At 54.7% G+C, this 23,296-nt stretch carries 12 protein-coding genes and 1 pseudogene; 11 read left to right on the top strand and 2 right to left on the bottom strand.

Annotation, left to right across the window (positions count from 1 at the left end):
- The 8 genes from brxC (at position 1) to DQ230_RS14360 (ending at position 16,441) form a co-directional block, all read left to right on the top strand.
- Positions 1–3,540 (top strand): BREX system P-loop protein BrxC, encoded by a 3,540-nt coding sequence (gene brxC / locus DQ230_RS14395; protein WP_113913307.1) that lies wholly within the window; start codon positions 1–3, stop codon positions 3,538–3,540.
- The gene (gene pglX, locus DQ230_RS14390; protein WP_113913306.1) at positions 3,540–7,007 is read left to right on the top strand and encodes a BREX-1 system adenine-specific DNA-methyltransferase PglX; all 3,468 of its coding nucleotides are present in this window, start codon (positions 3,540–3,542) and stop codon (positions 7,005–7,007) included. The genes brxC and pglX overlap by 1 nt, the downstream gene beginning before the upstream one ends.
- On the top strand, positions 7,000–9,510 hold the full coding sequence (gene pglZ / locus DQ230_RS14385) for a BREX-1 system phosphatase PglZ type A (RefSeq protein WP_113913305.1): 2,511 nt from the start codon (positions 7,000–7,002) through the stop codon (positions 9,508–9,510). The genes pglX and pglZ overlap by 8 nt, the downstream gene beginning before the upstream one ends.
- On the top strand, positions 9,488–11,599 hold the full coding sequence (gene brxL, locus DQ230_RS14380; protein ID WP_238987546.1) for a BREX system Lon protease-like protein BrxL: 2,112 nt from the start codon (positions 9,488–9,490) through the stop codon (positions 11,597–11,599). Before pglZ ends, brxL begins: the two co-directional genes overlap by 23 nt.
- Positions 11,600–11,753: 154 nt before the next feature.
- Complete coding sequence (locus tag DQ230_RS14375; RefSeq protein ID WP_113913304.1) at positions 11,754–14,450, top strand: ATP-binding domain-containing protein; 2,697 nt, start codon at positions 11,754–11,756, stop codon at positions 14,448–14,450.
- Positions 14,451–14,549: 99 nt separating this feature from the next.
- On the top strand, positions 14,550–15,650 hold the full coding sequence (locus DQ230_RS14370; protein WP_113913303.1) for an ankyrin repeat domain-containing protein: 1,101 nt from the start codon (positions 14,550–14,552) through the stop codon (positions 15,648–15,650).
- Positions 15,647–16,156 (top strand): hypothetical protein, encoded by a 510-nt coding sequence (locus DQ230_RS14365; RefSeq protein WP_203228081.1) that lies wholly within the window; start codon positions 15,647–15,649, stop codon positions 16,154–16,156. The genes DQ230_RS14370 and DQ230_RS14365 overlap by 4 nt, the downstream gene beginning before the upstream one ends.
- A 72-nt stretch (positions 16,157–16,228) precedes the next feature.
- Positions 16,229–16,441, top strand: a complete 213-nt coding sequence (locus DQ230_RS14360; RefSeq protein WP_238987545.1) for a topoisomerase DNA-binding C4 zinc finger domain-containing protein — start codon at positions 16,229–16,231, stop codon at positions 16,439–16,441.
- Positions 16,442–16,860: 419 nt separating this feature from the next.
- On the opposite strand, the gene DQ230_RS14355 is transcribed toward DQ230_RS14360, so the two are convergent.
- Positions 16,861–19,275 carry a protein kinase domain-containing protein gene (locus DQ230_RS14355; RefSeq protein WP_162497452.1) on the bottom strand — a complete coding sequence of 805 codons (2,415 nt, stop codon included), beginning with the start codon at positions 19,273–19,275 and terminating at the stop codon, positions 16,861–16,863.
- Between the two features lie 149 nt (positions 19,276–19,424).
- On the opposite strand from DQ230_RS14355, the gene tnpA reads away from it, so the two are divergent.
- The 3 genes and pseudogenes from tnpA to tnpC all read left to right on the top strand — a co-directional run bounded on the left by tnpA (position 19,425) and on the right by tnpC (position 21,951).
- Positions 19,425–19,889: an IS66-like element accessory protein TnpA gene (gene tnpA, locus DQ230_RS17530; RefSeq protein ID WP_113913301.1), complete on the top strand. Its 465-nt coding sequence runs from the start codon at positions 19,425–19,427 to the stop codon at positions 19,887–19,889.
- Positions 19,886–20,239 carry an IS66 family insertion sequence element accessory protein TnpB gene (gene tnpB, locus DQ230_RS14345; RefSeq protein ID WP_108693780.1) on the top strand — a complete coding sequence of 118 codons (354 nt, stop codon included), beginning with the start codon at positions 19,886–19,888 and terminating at the stop codon, positions 20,237–20,239. Before tnpA ends, tnpB begins: the two co-directional genes overlap by 4 nt.
- Positions 20,240–20,302: 63 nt before the next feature.
- Positions 20,303–21,951 (top strand): annotated as a pseudogene (gene tnpC / locus DQ230_RS14340) (IS66 family transposase).
- Positions 21,952–22,839: 888 nt separating this feature from the next.
- On the opposite strand, the gene DQ230_RS14335 reads toward tnpC, so the two are convergent.
- The coding region (locus DQ230_RS14335) for an integrase core domain-containing protein (protein ID WP_162497451.1) at positions 22,840–23,296 on the bottom strand (457 nt) is incomplete at its 5' end.

Below are 23,296 nucleotides of genomic sequence, written 5' to 3'. Positions count from 1 at the left end.
ATGGCCACTCAATTACGTGAAATTTTTGCCAAGCCGGTTGATCGCTCGATTGATGGGGTTATCAAGGCTGACGACATGGCCAGCCTGCTGACAGAGTTGGATGAATACGTCATTACCAATGAAATCGGCGCCCGGCTTGAGCAATTCCTTGAGGCCTACAACAACTATGAGACAGCTAATGGCGTCTGGATTTCCGGTTTTTTTGGGTCTGGTAAATCCCACCTGTTAAAGATGCTCGCGCTTCTGCTTGAGAATGAGCCAGTGGAGGGGAAAAGTCCGTTCGATATCTTTGAAGGCAAACTTGGGGACAATCCGATGCTTTCCGGCGCGCTGCGTAAAGCGGTGGCAATTCCTTCAAAATCCATTTTGTTCAATATCGATCAAAAGGCTGACGTTATTTCAAAGACGGATGTCGATGCACTTTTGTCGGTATTCCAGAAGGTTTTTGATGACATGTGCGGGTATTACGGAAAGCTGCCGCATATTGCGCAATTTGAACGTGATCTTGATAGCCGTGGAAAATTTGATGCGTTTAAGACAGCCTTCGAGACCTCCGCTGGCAAAGTATGGGAGCGGGGCCGCGAACAGGCCTTGATGGAAGGCAAGCACATATCTGCGGCTTTTGCCGAGGCGACTGGTGACGCGGCGCAGGATATTCTTGGGCAGTATCGCAAGGATACGAAAATCTCGATCGAAGACTTTGCGACGAAGGTCAAAGACTGGATTGATACGCAGGGGCCGAAATTCCGTTTGAATTTCTTTGTTGATGAGGTGGGCCAGTATATCGCCGACAACGTCAAACTGATGACGAACATGCAAACCATCGCGGAAAGCCTGAATACTAAATGCAAGGGCCAAGCCTGGATTATCGTGACTGCGCAGCAGGACATGGGATCGGTCATCGGGGATATGACGGCGCAGCAAGAGAACGATTTTTCCAAAATCCAAGCGCGGTTTGCGCATCGAATGCCGCTGAATTCTCAAGATGTGGCCGAGGTTATCCAAAAGCGCCTGTTGGCCAAAACAGATGCGGGCCAGATCACGCTGGGCAACTTGCATGACCGTGAAGAGAATAATCTGCGCACCTTGTTTGATTTCGGCGATGGCTCATACCGCTTCAAGAATTTTTCCAGCAAGGAGCAGTTTGTCTATAGCTACCCCTTTCCGAATTACCAATATGATCTGTTTCAGCGCTCGATTATGGGGCTTTCGCAGCACAACGCATTCGAGGGCAAACATAGCTCTGTCGGCGAGCGTTCGATGCTGGGCGTGTTTCAGGAGGTCGCGAAAAAGCTGGCCGACGCCCCCGTCGGCGGGCTGGCAACCTTTGATCTGATGTTTGAGGGTATACGCACCGCGCTAAAATCCACGGCCCAGCAATCCATCCAGATGGCAGAACGCAATCTTGGCGATGAGTTTGCCGTCCGGGTGCTGAAATCCTTGTTCCTTGTGAAATATGTCAAGGAATTCAAACCGACCGTCCGGAACATCTCGATACTGCTATTGTCGCGGTTTGATACCGACCAGACTGAACAGCGCCGCAAGATCGAGGCCGCTCTTTCGCTTCTGGAGCGCCAAACGCTGGTTCAGCGCAATGGCGAAGTCTATGAATTCCTCACTAACGAAGAGAAGGACGTCGAGGCTGAAATCAAGAACATACCAGTCGATCCATCCGAGATTGAGAAACATTTGGATGAGTTGGCTTTTGCAACGGTCCTGCGCCATTCCAAGATCCGGCATGGCGGAACCGGGTTTGATTATCCCTTCACCCGCAAGCTGGATGGTCACAACCTGAACCGAGAATATGAATTGGCCATCAATATCATCTCGCCCTTCAGCGACGAGGCGGATACGCCGGAAACGGTGCGGATGAACAGTATGACCCGCGATGAACTTTCGGTTGTTCTGACCCGAGACGCACGGCTCACTGGCGACTTTTACCTGTGGATCCGGACAATCAAATTCGTGAAACAGGCGCGTAGTGGGTCAGAGCAGCCAGGTCGCGACCGGATAATTGCCGAGAAAGGTGAGCAAAACAGCCGCCGTGGTAAGGAGCTGGAGTCGCGTTTGCGAACACTCATGGGGCAGGCACGCTTGTTCGTGCGTGGCAGCGAGTTGGAAATCGGCGGTGATGACCCGCAGGAACGGATGGTCAAAGCGTTTCAGATTTTGGTCGACAAAGTTTACACTAACCTGCCGATGCTGCGCGGCGTGACCTATACCGAAGCAGATCTTGCCAAGGCAGGCCGCGTTGATGGCGGGTTGTTCGGCGGTGAAGGTGACGGTCTGACCGAGGCTGAGCAGGAGGTGTTCAACCACGCTCAAGCCCAGATGCGTATTGGTGTGAAAGTGTCGGTAAAAGCCCTGACCGAAAAGTTCGGCGCCAAACCTTACGGCTGGCCAACCGTTGCCGTGTTGTGCCTGACGGCCAGCCTTGTCGCCCGCGGTAAGATCGAGGCCCGCATTGACAGCTCTCCCGTTGAGGGAGAGGCGCTGCTGCAAGCTCTGCGAAACAGCCATGCGGCTGGCAATATCCTGCTGTCGCCGCAGATTGAATTCACCGCCCCGCAAATCCGCAAATCGCGTGAGATTTTTCAGGAATTATTCGACATTCCATCTTCAGGATCAGATGCCCGCACACTTGGCGCCGAATGGACCCAAGCCGTGCGCAAGCTGACTGAAGAACTCGATGCGCTCACGCGTCAATCCGCCCAATATCCCTTCATGGCGGCATTGGAGCCATTGCGTCAGCAAATCAAGGCGATGCGTGATCAATCGACGACTTGGTTCATCACCGGGCCGCTGGATCAGGAAGACGCCTTGCTGGATGCCAAACAAGACATCCTCGACAAGATTCGCAGTTTTATGGGCGGTCAGCAGCGCGTGATCTATGACGATGTGCGCGGCTTTATCGCGGCGCAGGAGGTGAACCTGCCTTATGCCGATCCACAGGCGGCAGACAAACTCCGCGCGGCGCTTACTGATCCGAACTGTTACAAGGGCACGGCCATCCAAGACCTCAAGGCTGATTTTTATGCGTTGAAAGAGGGGATTGAACAGGCCGTCTTGTCGGAACGCAGCAATGTCATCGCGGCAATCGATGTTGTTGCGCAAAAGGTCACCCGGACCTCGGAATTCCAGTCTTTGACGTCCGACCAGCAAGACACAATCCGCCAAAGCCTTGAGGCGCATAAAGCACGGCTTGAAAGCCAGTCGCATATCGCGGTGTTGCGCGATCGGGGCACCGGTGTGCGGAATAATCTTTTGGCGGATACGCTGAATCAGGTTGCTGCATATGCCGAGCCAGCACAGCCGTATCCGATGCCCGCCCCCGCGAGTGGCGGGGAAATGGATGAAGCCGCGTCGCCTGCGCCGGTCCGGCCTTCGCCCCCACCGGTGACCTATATCAAGGCGCAGTCTATCCCCGTCAGTTTCGATAAATCCTATCTTGAGGATGCCGGTGACGTGGATCGCTATCTTGATCAAATGAAAAAGACCCTGCTGGCTGAAATCAGCGCGGGCAAGAAGGTGCTTGTCTGATGGATACCAACGCGCTCAAAAAGTTCGCCCAAGGCGCACGCAACTTGCTGATTGATCAGGTCTCGGCCAAGCTGGATCTGGTGCTGGATGCTGCCGCCCCCGCGCGGCGTGAACACCCTGCCGCGATCAAAAAGCTGGAAGCGGCCATCGCTGGCACCAGCAAGGTCCAGATCATCGAACAGGTCGCCTATATCTGGTTCAACCGCTTCACTGCGCTGCGGTTCATGGATGCCAGCGGGTTGACCAATCCGCGCGTTACCTCCCCCGCTGACGGGGCCACGCGGCCTGAAATCCTGTCCGAGGCGATGGCGGGCAACCTGCCTGACGGGGCAACACCCCAAATCACCGAACTACTGCAAGGCACGCGGCAAGCCCATGATCCGCAGGCCGAGGCGTACCGCCTGCTGCTGATCCACGCCTGCCACGACTGGCACAAGGTGATGCCGTGGTTGTTCGAGGCGCTGGACGACTACACCGAACTGCTGATGCCCGAGGATCTGCTGTCGCAGACCTCCATCCTCGCCGAACTGCGCAAGGTCATGACCGAAGACGCCTGTCAGGACGTCGAGATCATCGGCTGGCTCTACCAGTTCTACATCTCGGAGAAGAAGGATCAGGTCTTCGCGGGCCTCAAGAAGAACCAGAAGATCACGGCCGAGAACATCCCCGCCGCGACGCAGCTCTTCACCCCGCACTGGATCGTCCGCTACCTGGTGGAGAACTCGCTGGGGCGGCTCTGGCTGCTGAACCGGCCCCAAAGCCGTCTGGCCGAGCGGATGGACTACTACATCGCGCCGGAAGAGCCCGAGACGGATTTCCTGCGCATCACCCGCCCCGAAGAGATCCGCATCTGCGATCCCGCCGCCGGGTCGGGGCACATGCTGACTTATGCCTTTGACCTGCTCTACGCCATCTACGAGGAAGAGGGATATGACGCGACAGAGATCCCCGCGCTGATCCTGACGCACAACCTAACGGGGGTGGAGATTGACGACCGCGCGGGCGCGCTGGCGGCTTTTGCGCTGGCGATGAAGGCGGCGGCCAAGCTGGGGCGGCGGCGGTTTTTGCGGATGGAGGCGAAACCCGACATCTGCGTGTTGCAGAACGTGGCCTTTACCGAGGCCGAGATGCAGGATGTGGCCGCCGTGGTGGGCAAGGATCTGTTCACCGATGAGCTGCGCGAGACGTGTGCGCAGTTCGAGCAGGCCAAGAACTTCGGCTCGCTGATTGTCCCGAAACTGCGCGATCCGGCCGAGACGCTGCGGGTGGTCGAGGCGCGGGATTTCGGCGGCGACCTGCTGCTGAAGGAGGTGCAGGAGCGGGTCGTCGCCGTGCTGCGCATGGCCGAGGCGCTGTCGCCGAAGTATCATGTTGTGGTGGCCAACCCGCCGTATATGTCTGCAAACAATGCCAATGGCGCACTCAACGAATTACTCAAGGGTAAATTCCCAAACTCTAAAGGTGATCTTTTTTCGGCATTTATCGTGCGATCGCTCTCACTATCGAAGCCCTTTGCAAGCTTAGGATTTATGACACCCTTCGTATGGATGTTTATCAGCTCCTACCAAAAGTTTCGCCTATTTTTACTTGACAATACGGTCATTCGAAGCCTCGTTCAGCTTGAATATTCTGGCTTTGATGGCGCGACGGTTCCTATATGTGCATTCACCCTGGAAAACACTAAGAGCTTGTATGCTTTAGGTGACTTTATAAGACTTTCAAGTTTTAGGGGCGTCGAGAACCAGCCGAAGAAAACACTTGAGGCAATCAGAGACCCAGATTGCTCATGGCGATACAAATCTTCAGCCTCAAGCATAAAGAGCATTCCAGGAAACCCTTTGGCATACTGGGTTGGAGATAGGCTTAGCCAAGCCTATAAACAGTATGGCCGCGCGAGCTCAATTTTCAACGCCAAGGCTGGTATCTCAACTGGAAAAAATGAAGAGTTTATAAAATTTTGGTTTGAGGCTAAGATTGGCGATATTTCAATTAAAAATGGGAGCAAAGAAAAATTTCAACCACACAACAAGGGAGGCGAATTCAGGAAGTGGTATGGAAATACCTTCTACGTCCTAAACTATAACCCGACCTCGATACGAGAAATGGAAAAGCTTGCTGGATTTCGGCATGATGGTAAGGAATTCTACTATCGCCCACATATAGGCTGGTCCAAGATCAATTCATCCTACGCCAGCTTTCGATACTATCCCGAAGGCTTCACCTTCGATTCCGCTGGCGCGGGCCTATTTCCGAAGTCCTCTGGAGATACAGAAAACGTTCGACTTGAGTCACTTGGCTTCCTAAATTCAAAAGTCTCTGGCTATCTCATCCAAATTTTCAGTCCGACAATGAACTTGCAGCCCCAAGAGGTTTCTAACCTGCCACTGGTCAGTGGCAGGTCAGCGACCACTGCCACTATCGTTGGGATATCCAAATCCGACTGGGACGCCTACGAAACCTCTTGGGATTTCACCACGCTTCCGCTGCTCTCGACCGATCATCGCGGCGAGACGCTGGAGGACAGCTACGCCACTCTCCGCGACCACTGGCAGTCCATGACGGACGAGATGCAGCGGCTGGAGGAAGAGAACAACCGCATCTTCATCGACGCCTATGGTCTGCAAGACGAGCTGACCCCCGAAGTGCCGCTGAACGAGATCACCCTCACCTGCAACCCCGCCTATCGCTATGGCATCAAGAACGACGCCGCTGCCAACGAGACCCGTCTGCGCGCCGACACCATGGCCGAGTTCCTCAGCTACGCCGTGGGCTGCATGTTCGGCCGCTACAGCCTCGACGCCCCCGGCCTGATCCTCGCCAATCAGGGCGAAACGCTGGCCGACTACCTCGCCCGTATCCCCGAGCCGCAATTCATGCCGGACGAAGACAACGTGATCCCCGTGCTCGACGCCGACTGGTTCCCCGACGACATCACCGACCGATTCCGCCTGTTCCTGCGCGTGACCTTCGGCGAGGCGCATTTCCGCGAGAACCTGCGGTATATCGAGGACGCGCTTGGCAAGGACATCCGCAAGTATTTCACCAAGGATTTCTACGCCGACCACGTGAAGCGCTACAAGAAGCGCCCGATCTACTGGATGTTCGCCAGCCCCAAAGGCACGTTCAGCGCGATGATCTACATGCACCGCTACCGCCCTGACACGGTGTCGGTGATCCTGAACGAATACCTGCGCGAGTTCATCACCAAGCTGGAAACCGAACGCGCCACGCTGGAAAAGCTGGCCGACGACCCCACCGCCACCCAAGGCCAGCGCACCAAGGCGATGAAGGATGTCGGCGTGGTGATGAAGCAGATCGAAGAGCTGACCAACTGGGAACGCGATGTCATGTTCCCGCTGGCACAGGCCAAGATCGACATTGATCTGGATGACGGGGTCAAGACGAACTATCCCAAAATCACCGGCGCCGTGAAAAAGATCGCGGGCTTGGAAGCTGCCAATGACTGACCGCATCACCGCGGGCCTGCTGCGGCTGTTCGACGACCAAGGCCACCGCATCGTGTTCTGGTATGACACGCTGCGCGAGATGCGCGAGGCGTTTGAGGCGCTGGATCTGGGCGATGTGGTGAAGGTCGAGATTGCGAATAACCAGTTCGGGTTGAAATACCGGATGCTGCGGCAGGAACCGAAAACGCGGTTTCTGGTGTTCCATGACGGGCCGGAGCCCAGCATGGCCGACAATTGGCTGCTGGATCTGCAACTGGCCACCGCCGTCTTTCGCGCCGATCAGGCCGCGATCTGGGTCGCCGAGCTGGGCATCCCCGCGAAATATGAGGCGGCGGTGCGCGATCACCCCGATTTCTACCGCTCCGCCAAACGTCTGGCCGCCCTGCGCGAGATGGAGGGCGAGCGCCCGTCGCAAAGCGAAAACGACATCCGCCGCAAAATGCTGGCCGTCTGCGCAGGGGCTGATGGCGATCTGGACACGGTAATCGAGGCGATGCTGGGCGAGCTGTCTGAAGGGCGTGACGACACCCTGCGCCTGTTAGAACGCGCGAGCCTGAACAGATTTTTCTGGAAGGAAGTCGCTGCACACTATGGTTACACCGCCCCCGAGCCTGACTTCCAAGATTTCGCCATCGCCCTGTTTCACAGCGCATGGACCCGCGCCATGGGCGACCCCGCGCGTCTGACCGCCCACGCCGCCCTGATGTTCAAACGCTGGACCAATGCACGGCGGTCCGGCGAGGCCTTCGAGGTGCTGTCGGCTGAATATCAGGATGTGCTGAGCATCCCCGATGACCTGACCACCCGCGATTTCCGCGCCCTGATGCCGCACGACCACTTCGAGGCCATCGACCGCCAGATCATCGTGTCGATCGTGGACGCAATGGCAAAACAGACGGTTCCGGCGGGTGACGTCCTGAAATGGGTCCGCGCACGCAAACAAAGCCACTGGTATGATCGCTACGCCGACATCTATCAGGCCATCGGTTTCGCCACAGAGTTTCAACAGGCGCTGGCCGAGGCGACCCTGACGATGACCAGCGTGTCGGACGGAGTAAAACGTTATGCCGCCAGTTGGTTCCGCATCGACCAGCTTTACCGAAATTTCATCTACCATATGCAGAAAAGCGGTCAGGCTGGATTGTTGGCGGCGCTCTATGAGGCCGTCGAGAACCGTTACACCACGAATTTCGTTCTGGCGCTGAACGATGCGTGGCAGGATCAGGTGAACCGGCTGACGGACTGGAATATCCCGGGTTTCCCACGCCAAGCTGGTTTCTACATGGAGCAGGCCGCCGAATACCGGCGCAAAGATCAAAAGGTTGTCGTCATCATTTCGGACGCCCTACGCTATGAGGTGGCGGAAGAAACGTTGCGCGAAATCCGCAAACAGAACCGGTTCGATGCAGATCTGAAGCCGATGATTTCGTCGTTACCCAGCTATACCCAGTTGGGGATGGCTGCGCTGTTGCCGCATAAATCGCTGGCATTCAAGGAAGACAGCGACCTCGTGCTGGCTGACGGTGAAAGCACCCAAGGTGCCGCTGCGCGCGAAAAGGTGCTAGGCACAGGGCGTGCCGGTGACCGGGCGAGGGCCATGAAGGCAGATGAGTTGATGAACATGGCCGGCACCGACGCCAAGGACATGTTCCGCGATCATGAAATCGTTTACCTCTATCACAACCAAATCGACGCTGTTGGCGATAAAATCACCACCGAAGAAAATGTGCCTGCAGCGGCCCTGGCGACCGTTGAATACCTCGTGAAACTGGTGCGCAAGCTGACCTCGGCCAACTTCTCGAATATCCTGATTACTGCCGACCACGGTTTCCTCTGGCAACACCGCGCGTTAGACGAAAGCGATTTTTCTTTGGCCGAGCCTGTTGGAGAGAGCATTACCTCTCGCAACCGGCGGTTCGTTATCGGGCGTGGCCTTGGCGCAAGCTCGGGTATGAAAGCCTTCACCGCCACACAATTGGGCTTGGACGGAGATCAGGAAATTCTAATCCCGAATTCGATCAACCGCCTGCGGGTTAAAGGATCGGGAAGCCGATTTGTGCATGGTGGTGCGAGCCTGCAAGAGATCGTCATTCCGGTGCTGCGGGTCGGTAAGCAACGCAAAGAAGATGTCGCACAGGTCTCGGTTCAGATCATCCCGCCGCAAAAGGCGCAGATCACTACTGGGCAAATCCAGATTACCTTCTGGCAAGACAAACCCGTCACCGAAAAGTTGCAAGCGCGCACGTTGCGGGCAGGAATTTACAGTGCAGATGGAACCGCAATTTCCGATGAGGTCGACCTCGACTTCGATTTCACATCGGATAATTCCCGCGAGCGGGAAATGCCGCGCAGCTTCCTGCTCACCCGCGAGGCCGAGACCTATAACAACCAGACGGTATTTTTGAAATTGCGTGCGCGTATCGGCAAGACCAGCCACTATGATGACCACGCCAGCCAACCCTTGCAATTAAAGCGCGCGAGTGGCGCTGAACTGGATTTTTGAGGCCCTGATGACCACATTAGATGACAAAATCAACGAACATTTCGCAGGCTATGTGGTCCGCAAGGATCTGGTGAAAGCCGTCAAGGGCAACGCCATCGTGCCCACATATGTGTTGGAGTATCTCCTCGGCCAGTATTGTGCGACCGATGATGAGGCGTCTATCGCCACCGGTATCGAGACGGTGAAGGATATCCTGCGAAAGCATTACGTTCACCGTTCAGAGGCCGGGCTGGTTCAGTCTACAATCAAGGAAAAAGGGCGTTACAAGGTTATCGATCAGGTCAGCGTGGCTTTGAATGAAAAGACTGACGCCTATGAGGCGGTTTTCGAAAGCCTTGGGATCAAGCGGGTCGCAATCGACAGCGCGACAGTCAAGGCGCATCCTAAGCTACTGGTCACGGGCGTCTGGTGCATTGCGGATGTGCAATACGAGTTTTCCGAGGATAACCGGATCTCACCATGGATCATTGATACGTTGAAGCCGATCCAGATTGCGCGTGTTGACTATGACGCTTACCGTCAGACCCGTGATCAATTCACCACCGAAGAATGGATCGATCTTCTGATGCAGAGCATCGGCTTCGATCCGGAAGCCTTTGGCCGCCGCTCCAAGCTGTTGCAGTTGATGCGCCTGATCCCCTTCGTCGAGCGCAACTACAACATCATCGAGCTGGGCCCCAAGGGGACGGGTAAGTCGCACATCTATTCGGAATTCTCACCTCATGGTCAGCTGATCTCGGGCGGGGAAATCACGGTGCCGAAGCTGTTTGTCAACAACTCGAATGGACGGATCGGTCTCGTTGGATATTGGGATGTTGTGGCTTTTGACGAGTTTGCCGGACGCGAGAAGACTGCCAACAAGGCGCTGGTCGACATCATGAAGAACTATATGGCGAACAAGCAATTTTCGCGCGGGGTCAACCCGATGGGTGCCGAGGCCAGTTTCGCCTTCGTAGGCAATACCGATCACAACGTGCCTTGGATGCTCAAGAACAGCGACCTGTTCGAAGCTTTGCCGCCCCAGTTCCACGACAGCGCCTTCATCGACCGCCTGCATGCTTATTTGCCAGGATGGGAAGTCGACATTATCCGGGGACAAATGTTCACGTCAGGCTATGGTTTCATCGTCGATTACCTGGCCGAGATCCTACGCCATTTGCGGGCCGAGGACTTTTCAAACAGGCCCAATCTCTTTTTTACCGTGCCGGTCCAGACCCATATCCGCGACCGTGCCGCGATCGACAAGACCATGTCCGGGCTTTTGAAGCTGATTTTTCCCAACGGCGGAGAAACGGAAGCTGAGGTCGAGGAGCTTCTTCGCTTGGCCATCGAAAGCCGCAAGCGGGTGAAAGATCAGTTACTTCGTATCGATAATACCTTTGAAAAAGCAGACTTTCATTATGTTGGGGCGGATGGTGCCAAGCGGAAAGTTACTACCTTGGAGGAAGAAGAGTATCCCCAATATTATCATCGAAGGCCAACGGGTGATGAGGCCGAGGTCATCTTGCCCGAGGACCCCGATGCGCCGACAGAGCAAGCAGAAACAGGCCTAGGAGGCGATACGGTAACGGCACCCGACGCACAGCCCAAAGCCGTCTCACCCAAGCCTGGACACGTCGTTTTTAATGAAAACCGCAAAGGAATTAGTTTCGACAAGATATTTGGCCCATGGACCGATGGCGCCCGCCGGATCACGATCACTGATCCCTATATCCGAAAATTCCACCAAGCGCGGAACGTGATGGAGTTCATCGAAATGCTAATCCGCCGCAAGGCACCTGAAGATCAGGTCGCAGTGCATCTGATGACTGCACCGGACGATGGTAACATTCAGGAACAGCGTGAATGTCTCGACGGGGTTGCCGAAGCCTGCACCGATACCGGGGTTGATTTTACCTGGGCCTTTGATGGCACGGGATCCATGCATGCTCGTGACATCAGCACGGATACTGGCTGGAAGATGGTGCTTGACCGCGGGTTGGACATCTTCCAACCGACCCCGCGCAAAACAAACGGCTTCTCTTTGGGCGAAAGGATGCAGGACCACAGGATGATCAAGGGGTTTTATGTGACGTATGTCAGTTCTTAGTGTTTATGGAAACCTGTCTCGCTATTCGGCCTTGCTGAAAGTGACAGACCCCGCCAACAATACTTTTGAAATGACGTAAATAGATTTGGTCAATGCTGCAGGTTTCTCTATTTTACCGTTTGGCGTTGAGAGTTTAATGAAAAGAGAGAAATAAATGATCGATGCCAGCCAGAAAGATGATGTAGTTCGGATATCAAGCGATACTCTAAGCACATTGACCGAATTGGCAGCAGCCGCTCGAACGCGACTTGAAGAAAACCGATCATCGGGCGCGGAGGCTTTCGCAAGCATCAATACATTCACTTCGGGTGGAGCATTAAGATCACTCGACAACATCGACGATGAGCGCATGCGTAGCCTGATCTCATTCGCTCGAGAACCTGCAATCGCAAGAGTCGTTGTTCAACTTGATGATGGTGAAACGGTTACCTATTACATCTGCAGAAATACAGCCGAAAGCTTTGGCAGCTCGAATTACCGTCTTGCTGGTCGCAATTCCCCCGCTGGTCGCTTGGCGTCTCTTGCTGTCGGCGATGACTTTGAATTGCGCCTTCCAAACGGCGAACTTTCCGTAACGGTGCAGGAAAAAGGGATTCTTTATCCGTTTTTTGAGCACGAAACTTGGGATTCGCGTGACTCAGTATTGTCGACAGACTCCTATGGCACGATCACGATTCCATCGATGCGTCAACTTTTGGATAATGCTGGCACCGGCACCCTGATCGATGAGGACATTCTTAACCATATCCTTTCAGAAGCTCAGCACGCCGATCAAATCATCGAAGGTATAAAGCGCACCGTCATCACAAAAATGGGCCTGCGGGATCAGCCTATCCTAGACCGCTACCAAGACGAAATCTTTCGTCTGCCTCTACAGACGCAACTATTGATTATCGGCCCGCCAGGAACTGGTAAGACCACAACACTTATTCGCCGACTCGGTCAGAAGTTGGATGTAGTCTACCTCGAAGACGATGAGAGACGCATCGTGTCAGGCACGGAAGCTGAAACCATGCTCCCGCATAGGGACAGTTGGATGATGTTTACTCCGACAGAACTGTTGAAGCAGTATCTGAAAGAGGCCTTTGCCCGCGAGGGTATAGCGGCCCCGGACCAAAGGATATCTACTTGGGAGCGATATCGTCTGGAGCTTGCACGCAACCATTTCCGAATTCTGAAATCGAGCGGAGGAGGCGGTGCCTTCGTCCAACAACGTGCTGCCCAAATATTACTTTCTGACACAATTACTGGGCAAGCTATTTGGTTTGAGGATTTTGATGAATGGCAGGTTGAAGATTTCTGGTCCGGCTTAAACACCGCTGCTGAAACTTTAAAAAAGTCTGAGCGCAAAGAGATTTCGCGATTTGGTGTTGACGCTGATAAAGTATTAAAAAAGCTACGCCGATCGACCACAGCTAGCGCTCTTCTTGAGCTGGTCCGCTTTTCCAACGACGTGCAAGTGCCTCTGGCAACTTTGCGGTCGGAAACCGATGATCGAATTCGTCGACACATCACTTTACGTCTAAATCATGATCGCGAGCTCCTTAAAGATTTTGCGCGGTTCCTCGACACGATTGCTCCTGAGGAGGATTCTGAGGATGGAGACGGAGATGAGGATGAGGAACTCGCGACTGCACCGACACCGGTCGCAAAAGCACTGGTAGCATTTACCGCGAATATGCGGAGCCAGGCACTCGCTGCCTCGTCCGGGCGGCAGGTGCCAAAAGGTGGGCGCACTGGAAAAATCGCTGCTTGGATTGGCGATCGAACAATGGAACGAGGCGAACTGAGAGAGCTAGGTGGCAGCCTCCAACTTCAAACTGCTTTGCGGAGATTTGTCAGTCCTATACGACGCTACATTAATGGGTTGCCCACGAGATATAGGCGCTTCCGTCGGACACGATTGGCCGAGTCTCATTGGTATGATGTCGGCGCAGCATCTGCGACGGATGCACATCCTTTGGAAGTGGATCTGATGCTTGCGAGCGCACTCAGCGTTTTGGCAGAGGTAGTAGCGCAGCCCACGGCGGCGCGGCTTCAAGATGACGCCTCTCTTCAGCCAGTCCGGCAATATCTTGAGCTTGTCCGCAATCAGATTATGGTTGATGAAGCGACGGATTTCTCGCCGCTGCAGTTGCGTAGCATGGCCGCGCTCTCGAACCCGGCAATCCAGTCATTCTTCGCTTGCGGCGATTTCAATCAACGCATTACGGAATGGGGTAGTCGGTCGAATGATGATATAAACTGGGCTGTCCCCGGTATTGACGTCCGACCTATCGAGGTTACCTATCGCCACAGTCGGCAGCTCAGCCACTTGGCGACAGAAATCGTGCGCCTGTGTTCCGGCCAAATGGTGGAAGTTACCCTGCCAAAGGACGTCAATAGCGACGGTATTGAGCCAGTGCTTGCCACGAATCTAAGTGACCGGTCTGCCATCGCAGATTGGCTGACAGAACGCCTGGTGGAAATCGAAAGCCTTACTGCACCGCTTCCCTCTGTTGCTATTCTGGTCAACAACGAACGAGAAGTAGGTCCTCTTGCCGAGATGCTGCGTGAACGAGTTGAAATACATAACATGAATGTCGTTCCGTGCCATGAGGGCCAATTCGCGGGGCAAAATAACGATATCCGAGTTTTCGATGTTCAACACATCAAAGGCTTGGAGTTTGAAGCCGTGTTTTTTGTTGGCGTTGACGACTTGGCCAAGCAACTTCCTGAATTGTTTGATAAATACCTTTACGTTGGGACCACTAGGGCGGCTACCTATTTAGGGCTAACATGTCATGGAGAAACATTGCCTGCCAAACTCGCACCAATTGAACTCCTGTTTAGCAACAGATTTGTTGCCTGAAAACTGAAAATATTAGAACAGCTCCAGTGGCACCCAAAACAGCCACTTATAGAAACTTCAAAATATTTGAAACGACAATTTGCGGAGGATCTAGCGACTATGAAAGACGGTAAACACAGCGACGGCGGCGAGAGCCTGGCCGATCAATTTATAGAAGCCTTGAAGAAGGGATTTGCGAACGAGGCCTCGAAGATAGCCGCCAATCCGGAGTTCGATCTTAATGCGCAAACAGGAATTTCTCTCACTGTCGCTGTCGAGTTAGGATATCTGGGTATTGCAACCCGACTTGTCACTTTGGGAGCGAACCCGAACCTTGGTGCAGATTGCCGCAAGGGCGCACTCGTTCTTGCACTTGAGAACGAACATTTCGAACTTGCTGATCTAATGCTCCAACATGGTGCTGAAATCTCCGCGCGAGATCATCGGGGTTGGACACCACTAATTTGGGCTTCGATCAAGGGCTATAAGCATATCGTAGAATACCTGGTCGAAAGGGGCGCAGACCTTCACATTTGTTCAGACGACGGGTGGAACGCCGTGACTGGCGCGTTTTTCAAACAACATACTGCGATTGTGGACTTTTTAACGGAGAACGGTGCAAGCTTCGGCCGGAAATTTAAAGAAGCAGCCTTGTTGTCGGCTTACGACCACGGGTCGCTTGATATTGTTCGATTCCTGATCGCGGATGGCGTGAACGTCAATGTCGGTACTGCTGACGCGCAGCCATTGTTGATCTCGGTGATCGGAAGGGGTGACGATGATATTCTAGATCTGATGCTTGATGCCGGCGCAGACATCAACATCCGTGACAAGGAAGGAAATCCAGCGCTTCTAAACGCAATAATGGTCGCCCAAGATGAATGCGCAATGCGCCTCATCGAACGTGGTGCATCGGTGAATGTAAAAGGACCAAAATGGGCACCGATTCATGCAGCTGCGGATCGTGGCCGGGTGGAATTGTGCAAAGCGTTGCTAGAGGCAGATGCATCGGTGGATCAGCTGGCTGCTAAGAAACGCAGTGCGTTGATGCAGGCGTCGGAGCGAAGACATACGGCTGTTGTTGAGTTTCTTCTTGAAAACGGTGCCGACCCGAGTCTTAGAGATTCAAATGACAAATCCCCGCTCGATCTTTCACGATATTCGATTTCCAGTCCTAGCGACATCACAAAAGTTCTGCAAAGGTATGGGGCCGTTTCTTGAATATCGTAGATCTCGATGTATTCGAAGCGGTGCGGCGAGGGTATAACTCCCTCGAAACAGCATCGAACGACGAGATCATTGACTATTTCGCTTCTGTTGATCCGGCTTCGACAGTTGGCCACATGAGCAACATAAAAGGCATCCTGTTCGAGCAAGAATATGTTGAAGCTCTTGCAGTTCAAGGTATTGAGGCAGCCATGTTTGATGCAACGAACCACCCGGTCACAGACATCATGGTGTTCGGCGGTCTTGACGGTGTCTCCGAGATACAGCTGAAAGCGACGGATTCGGTGAGTTATGTAACCGCAGCCATGGCAGAAGATCCGGAAGTTGTTTTTGCCGTGACATCAGAGATTGCCGCTGAGCTTGGAACTGGCGTGGTAATCGACGCCGGTATCGAGAATGTCGCGCTTGAATTAGCTGTCGGCGAAACACTTTTTGGCGAAACTGTTAACCCAATTGGAGCATTTTCCTTACTGCGGTTTCTCATCGGTATCCCATTTTAGAGGCTGGAGCCCTACGTCACGCTGCGGCCGATCCCGGATATCGAGATCTATGATCGTGTGTGCGGCAGTCGCATGCCCGCGTGTCCGGCCTGTGGTGTCGGCCTCCCGGTCCGTTCTCGGGTCAGTGGAGATCGGGTTTGTGGTGATTGCGGCGAGACCCAGCCGACTTGTCCGAGTTGCGACGCAGGATGGCTTGTAGAACGGCGCGGCCGCTATGGAGCATTTCTTAGCTGTGTCCGCTTCCCAGGCTGCGACGGCAAAGCCAAGCTGCAGAAAAGTGCATGACATGCTGTAAAGGGGCTATCCAGCCGCCATTGGCGCGGCTTTCGACGAAGGTTCGCGGGCAGCGCCTTCGGGACGTTCATGGTCGCCGCAGAGAAAGCCCGCTTTGCCCTCAGAGTCGGGCGAACCGACCGGCCCGGACCTGCCGTTCAAGGCAGATGGCCATGCTGCGTTGCGTTACACCGAAGCGGCCGTTCAGGCAGCAACCCGTATCCTTCACGGGTAAATTGCTCCTGTTAAAAAAGATCGGGATACTGCATTCAGCTTGCTGCCAAAGTAGCAGGGCATTCGAGACGCAACACTTTACTTATGCGATCCAATCCAAACGGAAGCGCCTCGCAAGCTGATGAGCGAGTCAGATTGTCTTGAAAAACTCCGATTCACCATTTATGAGCATCAGAAGGCAATCGGAGCAGACACCCTCAATCAAACGCCGACAAGAGTTGCGTGGACAACTGCGGCCATATATTTGTGCCGAAGTTGCTTTGATCGCGCAGCTGGGAAACCTTAATTTCCGCTTGAACCCCCTTGTTCCCGTCTGCTCGCGCAACCCACCCCCCATTCTTTAGGGTATCCACGCTTGCGCTGATCCTTTGCTTCATCCGATCGCCAAAATTCGCCCGATTATCCGAATCGGATTTTCGGCGATAAAATGTGAATACAGCTTTTCGCCCCCGATGCTGGTAGCGAACCTCAAAATGTGTGCTTTGCCGGGTCTGAACCATCGCGAACAGACCAGCCCGCTCCCAAACATAATCTCGCTGAGACGCTGCGGCCAAATTCTCAACAAACAAGTCATCATCGATCGAGTCAACCTTCCCGGATATCCATGCTATGATTGCCTCAAGCTCGCCACACACACTACTCAAGTCAACTCTTTGATCCGGGTCAACTTCCGTCATCTCTTGGATCATCCTGCTCATCCTATTGGAAACAAGAGTATCCTTTATGTTCGTTTTAACTTTCTGCGAAATTTGGCCATGCCATCCTTGAATTCGCGATCCGCCATCTGGCGGGTTCTCTCCTGAAATTAAAAAGTACAGCACCATTCCGAGCATGTATACGTCAGTAGCTGCTGTTCTTGGAGGAAGGGAATTTGCGGAATATCTTTGCTCCGGAGCGTAGTATCCAATATCATCAGCGCTAATTGCCTTTGTGTTCCCGGATGTGAAACGGTGCCACGAAAGATCGAAATTTATCAATCTGGTCCGTGACTGCAACGCATCATTTAGTTCGTATCCGGGATACCATCCTTCCAACAAAATGTTTCCTGGCTTCACATCTCGGTGGAGTACATGTCCTGCTGATTGATGGCATGCCAATACGGCCGAGCAGATTTTAAGAAATAGATCTAACATGTTCGTGGCCGCGACATTCGTATTGGCCTCTCGAAACTCCCTAAGTGTCCCACCGGGAACGTGCTCCATAGCGAGGCTAAGTGGAATCTCAGAGTGACTCAAATACTTCGGTGCAACGGACGCGCCAGCCTGCGTTAAGAGAAATAGAGATTCAACACCGCGCCTGAAGCTCTGTCGTTCAGTCAAATTGCTCAACCCGGAGCTACTCATGATCTTCAGCGCGCAGTAGTCGTCGCTGCTTGCGGAATTATCTTGCGCAGTCCAAACGGATGAGCTGCCGCTTGACTGGATATTACTTATCAGCTTGTATTGACTAACGCGATCAAATCCACTTGTCCGATCGTCAACCATAGACGCCATTTGGAGCGGGACACTGTACCTTTTCAGGAAAGTGTCCATCTCTTTCGATGAGTATCCATTCGTCTCTCCGATGGACGTCACTGCACCAGACAGCATTTCTGTGAACTTAGCTCTGTCTCTTGATAGATTTGCAACCAAATCCAATGGTTCGCCTAAATCCGTCGGGTCGACGTAAGCACATGTGGGAGGCAATGAGACTCTTTTGTCTTTGGAAATATATGCTTCAACCTGGTCAAGAATACTGCATATATCATGTGAATGAACGACGGATCCCTCCTCGTTCTTATCTGGCGAGTAGCTGACAACCCTCACTCCGTTGGATTGCGCCCAGCGGGACGTATCAGGTGCTGGGTTGGGGCATATCCAAAAATGTCGACCGACTAAACCAAGCTCCACTGCCTTAGATAAAAACGGCGATAGGGCAATGTCTGCTGGATTTAGCCCGACAAAAACTACATTGTACTCGGAGAAAAGCCGCGTCAGATAAGCGGCATACTTCGCACCGTATTCACCGCTGTTTAGGCGGGATCGTTGGTCTCCATCCATGATCCATCTGGATTTCTGATGGTAAGTCCCATGTAGGTTTATGATGCAAAAACTGTCCCGAGCCAAGAATGAAAGTGAATCCATAACATTGAACCCGTCATACTCAAGAAGTTGATGATTCTTGGGATCCGCGTGTATCTCTCGAAACGCTCTGGAGATCAAGGAGTCTACGTTTAGAGTAAAAACCTGACGAGAGCGCGACATCTTCCAAATTCGTTGATAAATCTTTGGAGTTGCAACTTTAGGAACGCGATCATCAAAGTTTCGAGTCATAAAATCAGCATAAGTAACCGGCCAGAACTTACTAACCAAAGAAAAGAAATTCCAAAACTTACTGTTATCTTGTGCAAGTTCTTCAAGATCACGAAAGCTTTCAAGCGTTTCCTCATCCGCAATTCTTGAGTCAACCTCATCGGAAATTGTTTTTAGCAAATCATCCCGAAGAGCAGCCCACGTCGGCATTCCGACTTCCGCACTGCCGCCTGCCCCCACGAAGAAGACTGTTCGCTTTGTGCCTTCCGCGTATTCTTTAGAAAGGAGTTCAATATTGAGCTGATTCCCGTCGTAGGTCATGGTCTTAAAATCCTGCCTCATTTACCTTTCGCCACTATCGCGCCAAGACCGTCAAAATCGTATGCGGCGGTTCCGGCCCATTGATTTGATGTGTTCCTGACGCGTGCCGCGCCTGCGAGAAGGTCTGCGTCAGCAGATGGAGGTATCACATGGCGGATGGTGGTGATGGGTTCATGGGGCGGTGTGAGGTTGTTGAACCTCGGCGGCGCGGCAAGCGGCATTGGCCGGATGATGTGAAAGCGCGGATCGTTGCCGAAAGCCTGCAGCCCGGTATCCGGGTGGTGGATGTAGCCGCGCGCTATGACATTCTTCCGCACCATCTTTCGGATTGGCGTCGCCATGCACGGCAAGGTCGGCTGGCCCTGCCAGGTCACTTGATGGACGCGCTTCATGGATTGCCGAAGGCGGAGGCGACGGAGCCTGCCTTCGTGCCGCTGTCCATCCTGCCCGAGCCTGCGGGTCAGTCGGTTTCATCTCCTTCGAAGGCGGCTGCGACCGGTGACGCCGGGGTGTTGATGATCGAGATCGGGTCCGATGTGATACTGCGCATTCCCGATGATGTGGCGGTGGAACGTGCGGTTGCGCTGGTGCAGGCGCTGCGGGGTGCGCCGTGATCGTCGCGGGGCAGCGCCAGCCGATCCTGATCGCGACGCGCCCGGTGGACTTCCGCTGCGGGCATCGTGCGCTGGCGCTGATCGTGCAGACTGAGCTGAAGCTGGATCCGCATTCCGGGGTGACGATCGTGTTCCGCTCTAAACGTGGCGACAGGCTGAAGATTTTGGTCTGGGATGGAACAGGTCTCGTGATGGTCTACAAAGTCCTGGAACAAGGCAGCTTTGCCTGGCCCAAAGTTCAGGACGGGACAATGCGGCTATCGCGAGCCCAGCACGAGGCTTTGTTCGAAGGTCTGGATTGGCGCCGGATCGTTGCGCAACGGGTCGCCCCACCCATTGCAGCAGGATGATTTACTTACCTGTTTTGGTGTTGTTTTATTGGCCTTTCCTGCCCGGAACGGCTATGAATCCGCATGTCACAGCCCTTCGATCTCAGCCAGTTTCCGGACCTCCCGCCCGAGGTTGTGAAGGCGTTCGAGGCCGCGCGGTTCGAGCTGGCGGTCGAGCGTGCGGCGCGCCAGCATGAGCAGGCGGTGGTGGCCGAGAAGGACGCCTTCATCACCGAGTTGAAGGCACTGATCGAGAAGCTGGAAGGCCAGGTCGGGCAATACCGGCATGCGAAGTTCGGACCGAAATCGGAAAAGCTGGACCCCGCGCAGCTCGAGCTGGCGCTGGAGGATCTGGAAGCCGCCATCGCCGAGACCCAGGAACAGATTGCCGCGGTCGAGGAGAAGATCGCGGCCAGCGAGACCGATCCCGAGAAGAAGGCGCCGCGCAAGAAGCGCAAGGCGCGCGCCTTGCCGGAACACCTGCCGCGCGTCGAGCGTGTCATCGAGCCAGACAGCATTGCTTGCCCTTGCGGCTGTGGCGATATGGTCAAGATCGGCGAGGATCGGGTCGACCGGCTGGATTACATCCCGGCGCGCTATCAGGTGATCGTCACGATCCGCCCTAAATACGCCTGCCCCAAGGGGCGCGCGGGTGTGGTGCAGGCCAAAGCCCCGGCGCATCTTCTGGAGGGCAGCTGGCCCACCGAGGCGCTGCTGGCCCAGATTGCCGTGTCCAAGCATTCCGAGCACATGCCGCTGAACCGGCAGGCCATGGTCATGGCCCGTCACGGCGTGCCGATCGACCGCTCGGTTCTTGCTGACTGGATGGGTCGGACCGGCGCGCTGATTGCGCCCGTGGTCGATCACATGGGCAAGCGCCTGATGTCGGAAATTCCCGGCTCTATGTCGACGAAACCACCGCCCCGGTGCTGGACCCGGGTCGCGGCAAGACCAAAACGGGCTACCTCTGGGCGGCGCTGCGAGACGACAGGGGATGGGGTGGCACCGCACCACCGGGTGTGGTGTTCCACTATCGGCCCGGGCGTAAAGGCGAATATGCCGCCGAAATACTGCACGGCTTCAACGGCACGATCCAAGTTGATGCCTATGGTGCTTATACTCATCTGGCCACGCCAAAACGCACGGGCGGCGATCCCTTGCGCTTGGCGTTCTGCTGGGCGCATGGGCGGCGCAAACTGATCAAAGCCAAGCCCAGGAAGGGATCGCCCATCGTGGATGAGGCGCTGTTGCGCATCGCCGCGCTCTACAAGATTGAAGACCAAATCCGTGGCTCGGATCCTGATCAGCGCCGGGCCGTCCGTCAGGAACTGTCTCGTCCATTGGTCGATGAATTCTTCGCCTGGCTGCAGGCGCAGGCCGGGCGGGTCTCGCGCAAGTCCGATCTCGGCAAGGCCATGGCCTATATGCTGAAGCGTCAGGACGGCTTCCGCCTGTTCCTGGACGATGGTCACGTCGATATCGACTCCAACCTCGTCGAGAACGCCATCCGCAGCCCGGCCATGAACCGTCGCAACGCACTTTTTGCGGGGCACGACGAGGGCGGACGAAACTGGGCGCGCTTTGCCAGCCTGATCGCCACCTGCAAGATGAACGGCGTCGAACCCTATGCCTATCTGCGCGACCTGTTCACGAAATTGGCCAACGGCCACCTTGACCGCGACATCGACATCCTGATGCCCTGGGCCTACGTGCAGCAGCCCAACGGCGCATAGGGACCTCGTCTCGTAGTCCCTGACGAGCTACCAACAGACCTCAGCTTCACGCGATCGACCAAACGCAACTGAAAAATCAATGGGCCGCGGCCGCCGCTTACTCAAAATCCATTTCGGACAGACGGCTTTCCTGGTCCTGTAGACCGGCCATCACTTAGCGGAGCGGACAAACAACTCAGGCTAATGTCAACCCTTTGCAGTCACCGCGATTTCTTACTTTCTATTCCTTCCTCCACTTTTGAGGTTCCGACCTCGCCTGCGGGTGAATGTCCGCTCTCGCAGTTGGCTCGTGATGCCCTCGCGACCGCAGCGAACTTCCGGACTCCGCCCCTGGTGTCGATCGAGCGGGTTCTGGCCTTGGCTCTCGCCTGAATGTCCGCTTCCGCGAAGCGCCCATGGTGCCTTCGCCACCGCGGCGAAGGTCCGCTCTCCGCCCTCTTTGACGGTAAAAGCTTTGATGGCTGGCAATCGCTAAGCATTGATTTGGTGAAAGTGATCTGGTTTTGACGTAATATACAAAGGTAAGTATTTCTGAAATCGAGCTCCCGCAACCATAAAACAACGCAATATCAAACGCTTAAAGCCCGACCTAATCAGTCGGGCTTTCGCTTGTGCGGTTTACATCAACGCCACATCAACACCGCACCAGAAAAACCGCACCAGCACGCATCAGCGGGCAGCGACAGGCAACGGCGGGCGGTATGGAAGGTGTCCGCATCGCTTAGCCAGCGGGGACTAGACCTCAATGCTGACGCCCGCTGCCACCAGGGCGGCGGCTTGGATCGATACAGGCGTGAACAGATCGATGTCGATGTCGGGCGTTTCAATCCCAACGACTAAAGCATACCGCGCTTTGCTTTCCGCTTGACCTGCTCCCCTGAGTGTCCGCTAATTTAGGTTAGCTCTGTTCAGGTTTTGGTCCTCTTCTGACCGGTTAGCATATTCTGCTGGCGTCAGGCCAGCGAGGCTTGTGTGTGGGCGGTTATGGTTGAAGTCGATGCGCCATGCCGCGATCAACTGGCTGGCATGACGTAGACTGTTGAACAGGTGCTCGTTCAGACATTCATCCCGCATCCTCCCGTTGAAGCTTTCCACAAACCCGTTTTGCATGGGTTTCCCCGGTGCGATGTAGTGCCAGTCAACCTTACGGTCTTCCTGCCACTTGAGGATCGCATTCGAAGTTAGTTCTGTGCCGTTATCGCTGACCACCATGCAGGGGTAGCCGCGCATTTCAGCAATGCGGTCCAGTTCACGACCCACACGGTCGCCTGAGAGCGATGTGTCGACCACGGCAGCCAAACATTCGCGGCTGAAGTCGTCGATCACGTTCAGAATGCGGAACCGG

It is taken from the genome of Roseovarius dicentrarchi, from assembly GCF_003316635.1.
In the GTDB taxonomy this organism is placed as follows: domain Bacteria; phylum Pseudomonadota; class Alphaproteobacteria; order Rhodobacterales; family Rhodobacteraceae; genus Roseovarius; species Roseovarius dicentrarchi.
This window is presented reverse-complemented; position numbering and strand designations above follow the sequence as displayed.